The sequence below is a fragment of the Bacillus sp. FSL K6-1012 genome (assembly GCF_037964915.1).
GTDB lineage: Bacteria > Bacillota > Bacilli > Bacillales > Bacillaceae > Bacillus > Bacillus halotolerans.
The window spans coordinates 3498594-3514806 of record NZ_CP150175.1 but is presented as its reverse complement, the minus strand read 5'-3'; the positions used below and the strand labels follow the sequence as shown (position 1 = coordinate 3514806).

General features: G+C 42.1%; 15 protein-coding genes. 12 read left to right on the top strand and 3 right to left on the bottom strand.

The window, feature by feature from the left end; genetic code table 11:
- Positions 1 to 11: 11 nt before the first annotated feature.
- The 11 genes from eno (at position 12) to NSS75_RS18220 (ending at position 12074) form a co-directional block, all read left to right on the top strand.
- Positions 12 to 1304 carry a phosphopyruvate hydratase gene (eno, locus tag NSS75_RS18270; protein ID WP_007409956.1) on the top strand — a complete coding sequence of 431 codons (1293 nt, stop codon included), beginning with the start codon at positions 12 to 14 and terminating at the stop codon, positions 1302 to 1304.
- A gap of 181 nt (positions 1305 to 1485) precedes the next feature.
- A complete protein-coding gene (locus NSS75_RS18265) occupies positions 1486 to 2763 on the top strand; it encodes a M20/M25/M40 family metallo-hydrolase (RefSeq protein ID WP_216393875.1) in 1278 nt (425 codons plus the stop codon).
- Positions 2764 to 3024: 261 nt separating this feature from the next.
- Positions 3025 to 4359 (top strand): nucleotide sugar dehydrogenase, encoded by a 1335-nt coding sequence (locus NSS75_RS18260; protein WP_095712999.1) that lies wholly within the window; start codon positions 3025 to 3027, stop codon positions 4357 to 4359.
- A gap of 12 nt (positions 4360 to 4371) precedes the next feature.
- On the top strand, positions 4372 to 5538 hold the full coding sequence (locus NSS75_RS18255) for a DegT/DnrJ/EryC1/StrS family aminotransferase (protein ID WP_283913073.1): 1167 nt from the start codon (positions 4372 to 4374) through the stop codon (positions 5536 to 5538).
- On the top strand, positions 5535 to 6464 hold the full coding sequence (locus NSS75_RS18250; RefSeq protein ID WP_095713000.1) for an NAD(P)-dependent oxidoreductase: 930 nt from the start codon (positions 5535 to 5537) through the stop codon (positions 6462 to 6464). The genes NSS75_RS18255 and NSS75_RS18250 overlap by 4 nt, the downstream gene beginning before the upstream one ends.
- Entirely contained in the window at positions 6430 to 7674 is a 1245-nt protein-coding gene (locus NSS75_RS18245; protein WP_339234284.1) for an aminotransferase class V-fold PLP-dependent enzyme, read from the top strand. The genes NSS75_RS18250 and NSS75_RS18245 overlap by 35 nt, the downstream gene beginning before the upstream one ends.
- Before the next feature lie 16 nt (positions 7675 to 7690).
- Entirely contained in the window at positions 7691 to 8572 is an 882-nt protein-coding gene (locus NSS75_RS18240; RefSeq protein WP_101864770.1) for a GNAT family N-acetyltransferase, read from the top strand.
- Positions 8545 to 9303: a WbqC family protein gene (locus tag NSS75_RS18235; protein WP_339234279.1), complete on the top strand. Its 759-nt coding sequence runs from the start codon at positions 8545 to 8547 to the stop codon at positions 9301 to 9303. The genes NSS75_RS18240 and NSS75_RS18235 overlap by 28 nt, the downstream gene beginning before the upstream one ends.
- On the top strand, positions 9266 to 9943 hold the full coding sequence (locus tag NSS75_RS18230) for a PIG-L family deacetylase (RefSeq protein WP_024122884.1): 678 nt from the start codon (positions 9266 to 9268) through the stop codon (positions 9941 to 9943). Before NSS75_RS18235 ends, NSS75_RS18230 begins: the two co-directional genes overlap by 38 nt.
- 3 nt (positions 9944 to 9946) lie before the next feature.
- Positions 9947 to 10864, top strand: a complete 918-nt coding sequence (locus tag NSS75_RS18225) for a TIM barrel protein (RefSeq protein WP_101859936.1) — start codon at positions 9947 to 9949, stop codon at positions 10862 to 10864.
- Positions 10842 to 12074, top strand: a complete 1233-nt coding sequence (locus NSS75_RS18220; RefSeq protein WP_103671312.1) for an MFS transporter — start codon at positions 10842 to 10844, stop codon at positions 12072 to 12074. The genes NSS75_RS18225 and NSS75_RS18220 overlap by 23 nt, the downstream gene beginning before the upstream one ends.
- A 45-nt stretch (positions 12075 to 12119) precedes the next feature.
- On the opposite strand, the gene NSS75_RS18215 is transcribed toward NSS75_RS18220, so the two are convergent.
- Entirely contained in the window at positions 12120 to 12587 is a 468-nt protein-coding gene (locus tag NSS75_RS18215; RefSeq protein ID WP_081638366.1) for a GNAT family N-acetyltransferase, read from the bottom strand.
- 126 nt (positions 12588 to 12713) lie between these two features.
- Between NSS75_RS18215 and NSS75_RS18210 the strand changes: the two genes are divergently transcribed.
- A complete protein-coding gene (locus NSS75_RS18210; protein ID WP_229043960.1) occupies positions 12714 to 14531 on the top strand; it encodes a zinc ribbon domain-containing protein in 1818 nt (605 codons plus the stop codon).
- Between the two features lie 39 nt (positions 14532 to 14570).
- Here the strand turns inward: NSS75_RS18210 and NSS75_RS18205 are convergent, their stop codons facing one another.
- Together NSS75_RS18205 and NSS75_RS18200 are read right to left on the bottom strand one after the other, a co-directional pair.
- On the bottom strand, positions 14571 to 15272 hold the full coding sequence (locus tag NSS75_RS18205) for a zinc ribbon domain-containing protein (RefSeq protein ID WP_024122879.1): 702 nt from the start codon (positions 15270 to 15272) through the stop codon (positions 14571 to 14573).
- Between the two features lie 161 nt (positions 15273 to 15433).
- Positions 15434 to 16048 (bottom strand): PH domain-containing protein, encoded by a 615-nt coding sequence (locus tag NSS75_RS18200; protein WP_024122878.1) that lies wholly within the window; start codon positions 16046 to 16048, stop codon positions 15434 to 15436.
- Positions 16049 to 16213: the final 165 nt, after the last annotated feature.

The following is a 16213-nucleotide window of genomic DNA, read 5'->3' as shown; positions in this document are numbered from 1 at the left end:
GAGACAAACTCATGCCATACATTGTTGATGTTTATGCACGCGAAGTATTAGACTCCCGCGGCAACCCAACAGTTGAAGTTGAAGTATATACAGAAACAGGAGCATTCGGCCGCGCATTAGTGCCAAGCGGAGCTTCTACAGGTGAATACGAAGCAGTTGAGCTTCGTGACGGCGACAAAGACCGTTACCTTGGAAAAGGCGTGTTAACAGCTGTTAACAACGTAAACGAAATCATTTCTCCAGAGCTTCTTGGCTTTGATGTAACTGAACAAAATGCAATCGACCAGCTTTTAATCGAGCTTGACGGTACTGAAAACAAAGGCAAACTTGGTGCGAACGCAATCCTTGGCGTATCTATGGCTTGTGCACGTGCTGCTGCTGATTTCTTACAGATTCCTCTTTACCAATACCTTGGAGGATTTAACTCAAAAACGCTTCCTGTACCGATGATGAACATCGTCAACGGCGGAGAGCATGCTGACAACAACGTAGATATTCAAGAATTCATGATCATGCCAGTAGGTGCTCCTAACTTCCGTGAAGCACTTCGCATGGGCGCTCAAATCTTCCACAGCCTGAAATCAGTTCTTTCTGCTAAAGGAATGAACACAGCTGTAGGTGATGAAGGCGGATTCGCTCCAAACCTTGGTTCTAACGAAGAAGCGCTTCAAACAATCGTTGAAGCAATCGAAAAAGCCGGCTTCAAACCTGGCGAAGAAGTAAAACTTGCAATGGATGCTGCATCTTCTGAGTTCTACAACAAAGAAGACGGCAAATACCATCTGTCTGGCGAAGGCGTTGTGAAAACATCTGCTGAAATGGTTGACTGGTACGAAGAAATGGTTTCTAAATACCCAATCATCTCTATCGAAGACGGACTTGACGAAAACGACTGGGAAGGCCACAAGCTTCTTACTGAGCGTCTTGGCAAAAAAGTTCAGCTTGTTGGTGATGACCTCTTCGTTACAAACACGAAAAAACTTGCTGAAGGTATCAAAAACGGCGTAGGCAACTCTATCCTGATCAAAGTAAACCAAATCGGTACATTGACTGAAACATTCGATGCGATCGAAATGGCGAAACGCGCAGGCTACACTGCTGTTATCTCTCACCGTTCTGGTGAAACTGAAGACAGCACAATCGCAGACATCGCTGTGGCAACAAACGCAGGACAAATCAAAACAGGTGCTCCGTCACGTACGGACCGTGTTGCGAAATACAACCAGCTTCTTCGCATCGAAGATCAGTTGGCTGAAACTGCTCAATACCACGGTATTAACTCTTTCTACAACTTGAACAAGTAATAAAATGACCGCCGAGATATGTCTCGGCGGCTTTTTTATGCAAACTTTCCTAGCTGTCATTCTTATTCTCCTTCTATCTGATTACCTTGATTTGGTAATTAGTATTCATTTTATTGCTTTTTAAAGGAATCAACACAGCAGAACCGAAAAGAAAGGAGTGAATAAGAGGAGGAATGTAAAAATGAAACTGATATTAATGTCCGCAGCACTGGCCGGAAGCGTCATATGGGGAGCTTCGGCTGAACAGCTGAATGAGAAGCAGCCTCTTTCTGTGTCTGAAATGGCCCCGTTGTTTGATGAAGAGCATGCGTATGAAACCATTCATGAGCTCAGTGAAGTCATAGGTCCGAGAGAAACAGGGACAGAGAAAGAAAAAGAAGCGGCATCATACATATCGAAACGGCTTCAAGATGAGGGGTTAACTGTTCGGGTTCAGCCATTTCATGTGAAAACATATTTTACTGGTTCAGTAATGGCAGGCGATCATGAATATCCAATACGCTCAGCAGATAAGAACTTTGTGGAAGATGAAGAAAAAATAGAGGCTGCCGTCTTTGACGGAGGCTATGGGTTAAACCTTGAAGTAAAAGAAGCAAAAGGAAAAATAGCCGTTATTAGAGAGGGGAAAATATCAGTATCTCAAAAAATAAAAAACGCCCAAGATGCTGGTGCGAAAGCTGTCATTATTTATAACCGCAAGACAAAACCTCTCGCGATCCGTCCGGTAAAACCAAAACACACCACAATACCGACAGCGGGAATGAAAAAAGAAGACGGAGAAGCTTTGCTGAAAGAAAAGCAGGCTGTCATTCAATTTAAGAACTATCAAAACCGCACTTCACAGAATATAATAGCGACACGCAAAGCGCAGCACACAAAACACCCGGATATTCTTTATGTAACTGCCCATTATGACACAGTTAAAGGTGCACCTGGGGCTGATGATAATGCATCAGGCACATCTGCTGTGCTGGAGATGAGTAAGCAAAGCAAGGATCTTCCTAAAAACAAAGAAATCCGTTTTATCTTATTCGGAGCTGAAGAGCTGTGGTCAGCGGGTTCCTCATATTATGTCAGTACGCTTACATCAGATGAAATCAAACACAGCCGGGCAAACTTTAACGCTGATATGATTGCGACTGACTGGAAAGAAGCCAGCCAAATGTATATAACCACTCCGGATGGCAAAAAAAATGCAAGTGTCAATTATGCAGTAAACGCTGCCCGGAAAGCACAGCTTGAAGCACCCCGCCTCACACAACTGGGATACTCGGATCATGTGTCTTTTTATGAAGCGGGCATACCTTCAGCTAATTGGATTTGGCTCAGCCCGGATACACAAGAGCCTGGTTCATGGTATCACACTGAAAATGATAATATAACACATATCAGCAAAGATAGATTGAAGGAAGCGGGGCAGCTCTTGCTATCTGCTGTAAAAGAGGCGAATATAGAATAAAAAACAGGCTTCGGCCTGTTTTTTAATTTTTCACTAAATTCTTTCAATTAAGGGAGATTCTCTCACCATTCTCCTAATAAATACCTTATCATAGGTACGTAAAATACCAATTACTAGTAAATTACAACATAATGTCCTACAAAATAAAAGGATACAAAACTCATTTACCGTTTTTTTACTTTTGTTATAATTGCAGTATCGATCGATAATTGTTTAATTTTGTAAAAATATATCCTTTTCTATCTTATAGGGGGTCCAAAAATGAATCCTGTCACACAAGAAGCTCGAAACCTAGGTCATAAGCGGCTTTTAGAATTGATTGAAACAAAACAGGCTGTTGTAGGTGTATTAGGGATGGGATATGTGGGGTTTCCTCTTGCATTGGAATGTGTCAATAAAGGATACAGCGTCATCGGCTTCGATAGGAACAGCGAAAAAGTTTCTTTGCTGAAAGACGGGCACAGCCATATTCGGGATATAGACGATAACCAATTAAAAGCGGTATTACAAACAGAGCGTTTTCAAGTGAGTGAGAATATGTCTCTCATTGAACACTGCGACATTATTGTGATATGTGTTCCGACACCTTTGAACAAAAAAGATAAAATTCCCGATCTAAGCTACATAGACAGTGCAGTTGACAGTATGTTGGCTTACGGAAGAACAAATCAGCTCTTAATTTTAGAAAGTACAACCTATCCGGGTACAACCAAACAAAAAATCGCCGATAGAATGGCAACAGGGCGGCAGGTAAACATAGGCTCAGATTTTTTTATAGCTTATTCTCCTGAACGAATTGATCCTGGGAACAGCCAATATGAAGTTGCCGATATCCCTAAAGTGGTCGGCGGAATGACCCGGAATTGTACAAAACTTGCCTCAGCGTTTTACAACACTATCGTTGCAAGCATTCATCCAGTAACCTCACCTGAAGTAGCAGAAACAGCTAAACTCCTAGAGAATACCTACCGTTATGTAAATATAGCTCTCATCAATGAAATGGCACTTAATTGCCGAGAACTCGATATTGATATATGGGAAGTGATCAATGCAGCAGACACAAAGCCGTTCGGGTTTCAAAAATTCAGCCCCGGCCCTGGCGTAGGCGGCCATTGTATACCGATTGATCCTTTTTATTTTAAATGGATAGCCAATCAAAAGGGATTGCAGACAAAGCTGATTGATTTAGCTGATGAAATTAATTCTGAAATGCCGTTTTCAGTGTCCGACTATGCCATGAAGCTGGTTGATAAAGAACCGTGCAGCATTTTATTAATAGGTGCTGCTTATAAAAAAAATACCAATGATTCTCGTGAGTCTTCTGCATTTGCAATTATCGATGATCTGATGAAAAAGGGATGCACGATAGATTACTATGATCCTTTTATCAGTGAAATTCGCCTGGAAGACGGCAGCATCAAGCGCTCCGTCCCTTTCACTAAGGAGCAGATCAACCAATATGATGTCGTCATTATTCATACTGATCATGATGATATAAATTACAGCATATTGCGGGATACAGCCCCTATTATTTTCGATACCAGAAATATTTGCAGAGAAAAAATGGCTGACAATGCAAAGCTTGTCACACTATAGGAGGGAACTACCATTAGTAAACGATTTATCTCTTTTCACAGACCTGATATCACAAACGAAGAACTGGAAACTGTAGCCGAAACAATCAAGTCAGGATGGATTTCAAAAGGTCCGAAAGTGATTGAATTTGAAAAAAAGCTGGGCGAATATCTAGGCGCGGAACACGTAATCAGCTGTAATTCAGGAACAGCTGCCTTACACATGGCATTGCTTGCACTCGGTGTAGGAGAAGGCGATGAAGTTATTGTTCCAAGCTTCACGTTTTGTTCAAGTGTAAACGTCATTTTGCATGTCGGAGCAACCCCGGTTTTTGCGGACATCTGCGAGGATGATTTATGTATAGATCCGGAAGATGTTAGGCAAAAACTTTCACCGCGCACAAAAGCAGTCATTGCGGTCCATTTTGCAGGTCATCCGGCAAATTTGGATGAGCTTAGCAGCATATGCAAGGAAAATGGACTGTACTTGATTGAAGATGCCGCTCACGCGCTTGGGACAAGATATAACGGGAAGATGATCGGCACACACGGAGATGCAGTATGCTTCAGCTTTTATGCAACCAAAAATATTACGACGGGAGAAGGAGGAGCTCTTATTCTTAAGGATGAAGAGGCAGCCGAGAGAGCGAGACTGTATGGGTGGCATGGCATTACAAAAAATGCTTGGAATCGATACGGTGAAAAGGGCAGCTGGCGATATGATGTTTTACTTCCCGGCTTTAAGTACAACATGACAGATATCCAGGCTGCGCTCGGGCTCATTCAATTGAAACGTGCTGCTGAGATCCAAGAAAAACGGACAAGAATCGCAAAGTATTATGCGTCTGAGCTTACAAATCAATTAGAAAGAGCAGAACTTCCTTTGACAGACATCCCCAGCCATATCACCCACTCTTGGCATTTGTTTATTCTGCGGGTGAAAAAACGCGGGGAAATGGAGCGAGACCAGTTTATTGAAAATATGAAAGCGAAAAATATTGGCTTGAGTGTCCACTTTATCCCTGTGCATATGCATCCCTACTATAGTGAGCATTTTCCCGCAAAGCTGCCGGTAACTGAACGCATCTTTCCTGAAATTGTATCACTGCCTCTTTATAGCCAGCTATCGAAGGAAGATTGTCAATATATCGTTCAATCAATTAAAGATGTTTTATCTTTAAGCCAGGAGGTCGGACAATGAAACACATTGCTATCTTAGGTGGAGCAGGCTTTATAGGAAGTGAATTAGCCGGGTTATTACAGAATAAAGGCTATCATGCGATCATCGCTGATCAAAAAAAGCCGGATTTTCAGGCGGAGTTCCGACAAACGAATATTTTAGATCGGCAATCGCTTAAGGAATCATTAAAAGGAGCAGATGCTATTGTTCATTTAGCGGCAATGGTCGGAGTAGACAGCTGCCGCAGCAATGAAGAGGACGTCATCAAGGTAAATTTTGAGGGAACGAAAAACGTAACGGAGGTATGCAAGGAGCTAGGCATCAAAACCCTTCTTTTTTCCTCCAGCTCAGAGGTATTCGGGGACTCACCCGATTATCCGTATACGGAATCGAGTAAGAAGCTCCCTAAATCTGCTTATGGAAAAGCAAAATTGAAGTCAGAGGAATATTTGAGGGAGCAGGCATCAAACTCGTTGAATGTCAGAGTTGTCCGGTACTTTAATGTATACGGCCCGAAGCAGCGGGAGGACTTTGTCATTAACAAGTTCTTCAGTTTGGCTGAATCTGGTGCAGAGCTTCCTCTTTATGGAGACGGCGGCCAAATCAGATGCTTCAGCTACATTAGTGATATCGTTAACGGAACATATCTGGCACTTCTGCATAAAGGCAGTGTTTTTGAAGATTTCAACATAGGAAACAATATGCCCATCAGCATAAAAGGGCTGGCAGAGAAAATCAACGTAATGACAGGCAGGAAGAAAGAGAATTACACCTTTAAAAAGCTGGGTGAGGATGGTGTCCGAGGTAAGGATATTGAAATTTTCAAACGTGCTCCTTCCATCGAGAAGGCAAAGCGAATGCTTGGATATGCTCCTAAAGTTCACCTTGATGAAGGCCTGAGGATGATTAAAGTTGAAAGACAAAAACAAAAACTTCCATTATCCTGAGAATCCCAAACAGATCAAGTTTCCCATTTATGCGAGGCAGCTTTCAGGCAGAAGTCTTTTCCCGGCATTCACTCATTTCATCTCAGCTAAAAAAACCAGGTTGGCAGAAAAACTGGAAAAACGCTATGGAAAGGGTATCGAATTGACTTCGAGCGGAAGTGCGGCGTTGGTGCTTGCACTGAAACTTTCCGGAGCGGAGCCAGGAAAAGAAGTTATTTTTTCTTCTTTCAGCTGTCCGAATGTAATTGATGCTGTGCTTCAATCCGGGGCTTCTCCAGTTTTCGCTAATCTGGATGATGATTTATCCCTGTCTTTTGAAGATGTGAAAAACAAAGTGACCGAGAGGACATGCGCTGTCATTTTGACGCACGTCTACGGTCGGAAGGAAAACATGAATCTTATTGAGTGGGCGAAAGCGAAGCGTATTCGTGTCATCGACGATGCTGCTCAGGCTATGTTTACAAAACAAGCCGGAACATTTGCAGGCGGTTTGGGGGATTTCGGTATCTTGAGCTTTGGAATGTCAAAGCCTCTCGGCAGTATAGGGGGCGGAGCATTAATCGCTCGGAAAGATGTGCTGGACAAAATCAGCAGGCTGCCGATGGAACAGCGAAAGCAAGTAGATGCTGATTATGATGCTTATAAGAGACAGCAGCGAATGCAGGCCTTGATGAGTTCTAAGGCTCTATCTTTCTTATTCAGAAAAGCAGGTGTTCGTACTTCTTTAAAAACGAGCAAACTTGAAGTCCTTCCGAAAAAACCTGCTACTGTCCCTTTATTGCGAATGCATCCGGTGAGACAAGCCATTATCGAATACCAGCTGTCCAAGATGGAGCAGTTGGTGAAAGACTCATCAAGAAATTTGGAGACGGCAAGATACATTTTTGCGGAGGCCGAAGAGTTATACGGGATCAAGATGATTCAGCCTCAGGCGGGAGAGAGCCTGAACTATTTGACAATCGTATTTCCTCATGAAGGCGAAAGGTACGATTGCTCCGTTTTTTTAGCGGAAAAAGGCATTCAAACATGCTGGAACTACCTTCCTCTTCACCTGATTCCGCTATATCAGCCTTATTCACAACTTGAGGATGAAAATTCTCTTTGGAAAAGAGTTCTTTCACTGCCGTTCAAACCGCCTCTTGGCACAGAGCAGGTGAAGTATATTGCTGAAACTGTTTTAACGTATGCAAAGCAAAAGAATAAGAAATGAATGTTGGTGATATATCGTGGAAAAAACAGCATTTTCCGTAACTCCTCAAGCATGGGATCGGGCTGCTGACATATTTCAGGCTGGGTTGTTTCAAAGCTATGATTGGGGGAAGCTCATGGAAGAGCTCCCCAATACCTCGTTTCACCCCGTCAGGCTGACATCGGACGGCGGACAAGTGATATATGTTCCGGTGTTTGAGCAGAATGGCTCGCTCAGCGGTAATATGATAGGATACGGCGGCGTCATTTCAGACCGTCCAATTTCATTCGAATGGCTGCAAAGTGAAATCAAAGCATTATTTGGACAGAAACTATCGCGGCTCCTGCTTCCGCATGACCAAACTCCTTTTATCGAAGAAATGGGAAAACAATGGGTGGAGAAAACAACACATATTTTATCGCTTCCCGATACATTTGAAGAGCTATGGACAAACTGTTCGGGAAAAGCACGGACTGCAGTCAGATATGCGGAAAAGAAAAATGTATCCGTCCGCTTAATCGGACAGGAGTCGATTCATGAGTTTTACGATTTGTATAAGGCGCATATAGCAGCTATCGGCGCAGCATATATGCTAAGCCAGGATTTTTTTCAGAGGCTGCATGAAAGCCTTGGCAGACAAGTCTTTTGGGTAGGGGCATTTCTTGAGAATGAAATGATCAGCAGCAGTATTTTTCTATATGACCATTCTCATTTCTATTATTGGCAGAATGTAAACAGCCCTGCCGGTAAAGAAACGCAGGCTTCTTATCTGTTAATGCGGAACGCTTTATCATTCGCCATCGACAAGAAGCTTCAATGGGTTGATTTTGGATATTCTCACAGTAAAGAAATTGCCAGACCGAAACGATATTGGGGAGCTGAAGAGAAACGATGTCGACATTTCACAGAAACGGAGTAAAAGTGGTAAGCGGCCATCAGTCCAGTTATCTCCCTTGGTATGGTTTTTTTGAAAAAATCCATAAATCAGATGTATTTGCGATTCACGATACAGCCCAGTTTGAGAAAAAAGGATTTCTCAATCGGAACAGGATAAAAACGTCTCAAGGCCCTATGTGGCTGACTGTTCCTCTTCTGATGAAAAATTATAAGGATATTGAGCTACGTGATATGAAAATTGATCAAGAACAAGACTGGCGAAAGAAACACTGGATGGCGATAAAAATGAATTATGCAAAGGCTCCCTATTTCGAGGAATATCAAATGTTTTTTAAAGATGTCTATCAGCAGGAATGGGAGTACCTTCACGATTTGAATATGTACATCATTGATTTTTTTCTGCGTGAACTTCGTATTTCAACGCCAATTTGCTATGTTTCGGAGCTCGAATGCCGGAATGAAAAAAAGAGTGATTTTGTGCTCGCACTTTGTAAGGAACTAGGGGCTGATCATTATTATTCAGGCAGCCAAGGATCAGACTATTTAATAGAAAGTGATTTTGATAGAAGCGGAATTACAATCGAATACCAGCAAATCAGGACAATACATTATCCGCAGTTATTCGGAGAGCACATTCCTCATCTCTCTATGCTTGATATGCTTATGAATTGCGGGGCGGATATTTCCGAAACGTTAATCAAAGGGGGACAATATAATGAAAGTAATGGTATTTGCGGCGCACCCGGACGATGAAATTATCGGCGTCGGCGGAGCTCTGGCGAAACATGTCCGTCAAGGAGACAGTGTGTCGGCTGTCATTATGGCTGAGGGAAAATCGTCCAGAAAAGAAGACTATGAAAAACCTTGTGATTCGCTCATGCAGCATTCCTATAGTGAAACGGAACAAGCGCTTAGCACGCTCGGCATAAGCGATTTTGTCAGATTAAATCTTCCTGATAACAGGCTTGATTCACTGGATTTGCTGGATGTCGTAAAAGAAGCAGAAAAACAAATTGAACGCTTTCAGCCGGATATTGTATATACACAATACGGCGGTGATATTAATATTGACCATACCGTAGTATTCAGAGCGGTGATGACGGCAACCCGCCCGCTTCCAGGTCATTCCGTAAAACAGGTCCTGGCATACGAAACATTATCCTCGACAGAGTGGAACTATTTGAATAAGGATCAATTCCACGCGAATTTCTTCATTAATATAGAAGAAGAGCTTGAACTGAAGCTGAAGGCTATGGCGTGCTACGATTCGGAGCTGAGGGATTTCCCGCATCCGCGGTCCTTGCAAGCGATTGAAAATAATGCATATGTTTGGGGAGCTAAATCCGGTTTTTCTGCAGCAGAAGCTTTTATGCTTGTGAGAGGGACGTGGTGACGGATGATTGCGCAAATACCGTTTTTCGGGTTAGACCCGAAGCAAATTGATAAAAAGTGGGTCGAAGCAGGATATGGCCTTGAAGCCAATATTTTTGACGGAAAATCGTTTGAAGCAACAGATTATGTGAAAACCTTCAAGCGGACACTTGATTACACAAAACAGCTTGAGCCGTCATTATTGACACTTCATTTTCCCACCGACAATGCGGATTATGTTCATGAAGCGCATATAAAGGACCGTCTGCTTCATTTTGCAGAGCTTGCGGATGTATATGGCGCCAAGGGGATAATTGTTCATGCCAATCAATTTATGTCCGTTGAAGAATTTCAAGGCTATGATTTAGAAGGAAACCGCAGAAAAGTCATTGAATTTTTTGCAGAGTTTGATGAAGAGCTAAAAGGAACAGATATATGGATTGGAGTCGAAAATCTGCCGATTATCGGGAATCTGGGCGAAGACTTTGACCCGATATTCATTTATCCTGAGGATTTTGAGGAACTGATTCAGCTCGGTTTAAAACATATCGGGATTACATGGGATCTGTGTCATTGGGCCATTACCTATCAGACACATTTATCATCATCACTTATGTTCAGGAATGAAAAGCTGAGATACCCTGACTTTTTTCAATTTCTTTCCTTAAAGGACAGCATTAAACATTATCATTTCAGTTCGTTTTGCCAGCTAGCCTTCCCGCATGGAGGTGTCCGCTGTTTTGAAGGGCGTCATCCCACAGAAGGAACGATAGATGAAACATTGCTCAGACAAGCAGCAGAGATGTTAAAAGAGATACACCGCGGTGATGGCACAGGTATCGTATTTGAAGTGATGGAAGAGGATTATACACAAAGAAAAGAATCATGGAGAACATTAGAATGGTTCGGCGGTGCTTCTGATGAAGATCAAAAACGGCCGTGATTCGGCATATCGAACACCAAATTATGCAAAACTTTGGTCTGCACAAGTATTTTCTTCCGCGGCGGATGGCGTCTGGCTCATCGCGCTGCCGCTTCTTGTACTCGATTTGACCGGAAGCAAAATATTGGTCGGGGTGATTTCTTTTATCGAGCTCGTTCCCCTGACCTTCGGAATGTTTACAGGCCCCTTAATTGATTCTTTACGAAAAAAAACCATATTGTATATGTGTAATACAGGAAGGGCAGTCATTATGATTCTCTTGGCAGTCCTTAGCGCAAATGGTTTTTTAACTGTATGGATCATCGGTGTATGCGCATTTTGTTTATCGCTACAATCGATGCTCTTTTCCCCGGCGAAAGTCGCGCTTATCCCGATACTTGTCCCTCAGAAACATCTAGATCAAGCGACATCTTTAATGAATACAAGCGAACTTATTGGTCTGATCGTCGGAAAGCTGATCAGCGGCGTTTTGCTTGCGGCCATTCCGTTCGGGCTGCTGTTTTTCATTAATGGAACCGCCTTTTTTGTATCCGCTGCATTGATTGCAGTTATCCACATTTCAGAACCTGCCGGCCTAAAAAGCAAAGGGGCAGAAGCCCTTAAGACAGGATACAGAATGCTGAAAGGCAACTCATCTTGGATGACTTCTGTCGGTTATTTTTTTATCGTGAATCTTGTCATTGCCGGGTTTATTTCGGTTATGGGGCCGATTCTTGCAGTGGAACGTTTTCATGAAAACTATTCTGTGTGGTTCGCCGTCATGTATGCAATGTTTCAGGGCGGAATGCTCTTAGGTAATCTTGCTGTATTTTTTAAGTGGAATACTAAGCGGCTTGAACGGCTCTATCCCAGAACTTTAACAGCTGTCGGATTGCTCATAATGTTTTTGTTTTTTCAGCTTAGCGGGCTTGAATGTGTCATTTTTTTGATACTAGGTGTTATTATCTCGTATATTGATGTGCAAACAGTTCTGTTTTTTCAAAAGACTGTTCCGACTGAATACTTCGGAAGAATTTTCGCGCTTATTTTTTCTATTGTAAAGATGGGAGAACCTCTTTCAGCAGCTGTTTATACAGTGCTTCTTGTGTTTATGGACGCTGATTATATTTTTCTGGCTGTCGGTCTGACCCTCGTGCTGACTTTTTTCATACTGTCAGTGAGGCAGGGAATGCAACGGGATGCCGGGAAAAAAGCGAATCAGTTTTTTTAATTTCTATATGAAAGAGCTGCCGATTATCATACGGCAGCTCTTTCATTAAAGATCCAAATAAAGTCTCACCATATCACGGCATTGTATGCCGTTTTCGAAAATGTCCTCATCATAATGTCGGGTAAAGAAATCATGATCGATGGCCTGCAGGCGGAAACCGCATTTTTGATAGAGAGAAAGCTGATGAATGCTGGAATTTCCCGTGCCGATTTCAATCGTGTCCGCACCCAGCTCCTTTGCCTTTTCGATGGCGTCATGGACAAGCTGTTTGCCAAAACCCTTCTTTTGAAGAGACTCTTTTACGGCAATATTTACAATTTCAACTGTTTGCGGCCTTGTTTTTAGCAATACATAAACACCGGCAAGTTCATCACCGGCCCAAGCTGTGTAACATTCTCCTCTTTCAAGATATTCATCTACAATGTCTTTCGACGGATCGGCGAGCAGCAATAGATCGTATAATTCGTCATTTGCTTTTTCTCTTATTTGAATCCTGAGCTTTTGCACGTACATTCCACCTTTTCATATGTTTATAGAGATATTTTCATGATTTCCTCCAATTTCATACCATTCTATTATAAAATATGTAACATAGGAAATCTGTACAAAATAGCGGATAAAAAATAGGAGGAAAGTCACATGTTTTGTAAGGAATGCGGTCAAAAAAATAATGAAGGGGCCAAGTTTTGTAAAGAATGCGGCACCCCGATCGGAGGGAGCAGCAGACAGGCAAATAAAGAAACAGCAAGCACTGCTGAAACGAGGCAGGCTCCGCGGAAACCAATCCCTAAGAAAACCATCATGTTATGGAGCAGCATTGCCGCAGCGTGCGTCATATTATTCACTGCATATAAAACCGGAGCGTACCTTACTTCTAAGGACAGGTTAGTCGACAAATTTGAGCAGGCTGTAAATGATGAGGATAAAGACCAAATCGCTTCGCTGCTAACACCGGCAAATGACAGGCTCAAGCTTACTAAACAAAACGTAAAGCCGTTTCTTACATATTTAAAGGATCATCCTGACAAAAAAGATGAGCTTTTTTCATCGCTGCGTGCTGAAACAGTCCAAAAGGATATTGTTTACGCGGAGAAAGACGGGAAAACTTTGCTAGTATTTGACCATTATGATTTAAAGATAGCACCTGTTTATTTTGAAGTAACCAGCAATTATAAACATACGGATCTCTATGTGAATAAAGAGGAAGCCGGATCTGTAAAGAAAGCAGATCAAGCACAAACCCTCGGACCGTACATTCCCGGCGAATATACAGTCTCAGCCAAACTGAAAAACGATGTAGTCGATCTTGTGAAAAAGGAAGACATTCAGGCGGTTGGTGACAATAGCTTTCGTGTTGATCTCTCATTGGAAGCGGATAATGTAACATTCAGCTTAGCTGACGCTATTAAGGATGGAAAGGGAGATTTGCTGATTAACGGCAAATCCATCCATAAGGATCCGTTCAAATCTGTCACATACGGACCGCTTCTGACAGACGGATCAATGACAGCTGAGGTCGAAGCGGAGTTTCCGTGGGGAAAAACAAAAACAGCGGGTGTGCCGATTGATAGCAAAGAAATGGAGTTAACATTAATTCCTGACCAAGACACACAAGAAACAATCATGAATACGATTGTCAAAACGACAAAGCAATATTCCAAAGCGCTTTCTGATGGAAATACAGCTCAGATGACAGAGGCAAGTGCCAGTTGGAAAGCCGAAGTAAAAGATAACGTGGATTCGAAGAAAAACACGGATTCTTACTTAAAAGATAAATATCTGGAAACAGACTTTGATTTGGATACATTTGCTCTATCCCAGAAAAATGACGGTACATGGCAGGCGTCAGTAAAAGGAAAAGAACTTCACCAGTCGGCTAATTATAATGACTATACGAAACCTGAAATGTCGGATGAGAGCCCGAGCTATGAATATCTGCTTTCATATGATAAAAAACAGAAAAAGTGGATGTTCGAAGATGCAGAATCAACTTTTGATTCTGCCGGCACAAATATAAAGAAAATAAAAAATGATCATGCAGAGACGTACACGTCAGCCTGGGCAGACGCAAAAGGCAAGAAAGCAAGCGTAAGCCCATCGGCCGGCGATGTCACGGATGAACAAGTGACATCATTTATGGTTAGTTATCTGACAAATCAATCAACCGCAGTGAATTTAAATGAATTTGCGGTCATGGAAGGCAATCTGGAAAAAGGAAGTTCATTATATAATGATCAGCAGAAATTGGTTAAGAAGCTGTACAGCGAGGGGACGACTGAAGTATTTATTGATGTAGAGGTAAAAAGCTTTAATCAAAGCGGCTCGAATATCACAATTAAAACATATGAAGAATTTGATATTACAAAATCAGGCGGCAGTACAAAGCGCAGAACATACAACTGGACCTACACCGGCGTAGTGAAAGACGGAAGAATTTATTTAACATCTATTCAATAAAAACAAACCCCCATCACCAGCAGGCGATGGGGGTGTTTTTTAAAAAAAGATATAACGGAAAATCTCTTTGATATAATGTTCGATGATGAACCGAAACGCAACGCACGTGATCAGATAAATCACAATGGTTGAGTAAATGATATCAGCTTTTCCTTTATACGAATGCTGGTAACTGCTCAGCATCGCAGGGGGAATAGCGAAGAATGCGCCGATTAAACCAATCGCTAACACGGTGAAACAAAGATCTGTATGTAATAAAAACAATAGAAGTGCAAGAATCAAAATAGCTGTAAATGGAATAAGAAACGCACCAAATCTGGAGAATGAATCTTTAAATGAGACTTGGTTTCCCGCGATTTTTAAGGAAAAAAAGATCAATGCATGCAACCCGAAAATAAAAAGGGCAAAGTAAATGGTTGGCTTTAAAAAGATTTCTGTAAAGCTCGCACTGCCGGGACCTTCTGAAAAAAGAATATAAAACATCAGCGGAGTTAGTAAACTGAAAAGCACCATTGTAATGATTCCGCTGATCAGCTGTTCGCCGCCTGTTGTTTTGCACTCCTGATAAGGGCGTTTCAGAACAGCCAGAACAAATGAACCGAACTGCTTTGCTGCTTGTTTTGCAGCTTCAGCTCCCGCCTGTGCTCCTTGATTTTCGCCGGCTTGGCGTGGAAGAGGCGATCCGCATTTCTCACAAAACTTTCCGCCATCTGCTTGATGGCCGCATTGAGGACAAAACATATGATGACTCCTTTTACATGTAATATAGGGAAAATAGACTAATAATGTCATTATAAAAGAAAAAAGTAGAAAAGTAACCAATATCCAGCCAAAAAATTTTCTCCAAGATTATGTATCAGAAAAAAGACACGAGCTGCCAGATGCGAACCCGTGTCTTGTTTCTAGTTATTCATATATTTTTCAAATACGTCACCGAAATCTTTAATATGGTACTGCGAGCGGACGGAAGTGACCCATGTAAACCCGAATTCGGTCAGCTCTTTGTATTGTGTTTCAATATTGACGTGCTCAGGGCGGGTATGCTGAAGGATGGTGACTGCTCGTTCCAGACTTTGTTCAGCCTGATTGATCAAAATGTCATTTTCATAGATCGTTTCAGAGATACGGAGAAGGGCTTTATACAAATCTTTCAGCTTTTCAATTTGCTCTTTATGCACATCGATGTCAAATTGTTCAGAGCCCAGCTTGAACTTGATTTCAACATCCAAATCGACCTTCCCGGCGGTTTCCAGAAAAACATCAGAGATTTTATATTGGGAATAAGGGTAGCGTTTCAGCGTTCGTTTGGAGGAAGTGGCACGTTCGCCGTCAACATGGATCAGCGCCAGATTCGTGAAGCAATATTCATCGGCTTTTGTTTTAATCAGGAAATAAATTTTTTCGTTGTCTTCATGCATGACATAGTCATCAGCATCTGTTTTGTCATAATCCTGAGGTTCGATAATTTTTCCGATATCTGATAATCCGAGTGCATCTGCTGCAATTTTCTTAAACATATAGATACATCCTTCCTATTTACATAGTCACTTCATTGTAGCACGCGGCGTTTCCGAACGGCTATAAACGTTTGCGAAGAATCAGCCTCTGGGTAAGGCCAATGTCACATGGAGGAAGTATACGATGTTCTCATGTATGATGTTTCCAATATTAATCTCATCATG

Coding starts and splice junctions, on each gene's coding strand:
- eno (WP_007409956.1), top strand. CDS start 12: ATGCCATACATTGTTGATGTTTATGCACGCGAAGTATTAGACTCCCGC.
- NSS75_RS18265 (WP_216393875.1), top strand. CDS start 1,486: ATGAAACTGATATTAATGTCCGCAGCACTGGCCGGAAGCGTCATATGG.
- NSS75_RS18260 (WP_095712999.1), top strand. CDS start 3,025: ATGAATCCTGTCACACAAGAAGCTCGAAACCTAGGTCATAAGCGGCTT.
- NSS75_RS18250 (WP_095713000.1), top strand. CDS start 5,535: ATGAAACACATTGCTATCTTAGGTGGAGCAGGCTTTATAGGAAGTGAA.
- NSS75_RS18235 (WP_339234279.1), top strand. CDS start 8,545: ATGTCGACATTTCACAGAAACGGAGTAAAAGTGGTAAGCGGCCATCAG.
- NSS75_RS18230 (WP_024122884.1), top strand. CDS start 9,266: ATGAAAGTAATGGTATTTGCGGCGCACCCGGACGATGAAATTATCGGC.
- NSS75_RS18225 (WP_101859936.1), top strand. CDS start 9,947: ATGATTGCGCAAATACCGTTTTTCGGGTTAGACCCGAAGCAAATTGAT.
- NSS75_RS18220 (WP_103671312.1), top strand. CDS start 10,842: ATGAAGATCAAAAACGGCCGTGATTCGGCATATCGAACACCAAATTAT.
- NSS75_RS18215 (WP_081638366.1), bottom strand. CDS start 12,587: ATGTACGTGCAAAAGCTCAGGATTCAAATAAGAGAAAAAGCAAATGAC.
- NSS75_RS18210 (WP_229043960.1), top strand. CDS start 12,714: ATGTTTTGTAAGGAATGCGGTCAAAAAAATAATGAAGGGGCCAAGTTT.
- NSS75_RS18205 (WP_024122879.1), bottom strand. CDS start 15,272: ATGTTTTGTCCTCAATGCGGCCATCAAGCAGATGGCGGAAAGTTTTGT.
- NSS75_RS18200 (WP_024122878.1), bottom strand. CDS start 16,048: ATGTTTAAGAAAATTGCAGCAGATGCACTCGGATTATCAGATATCGGA.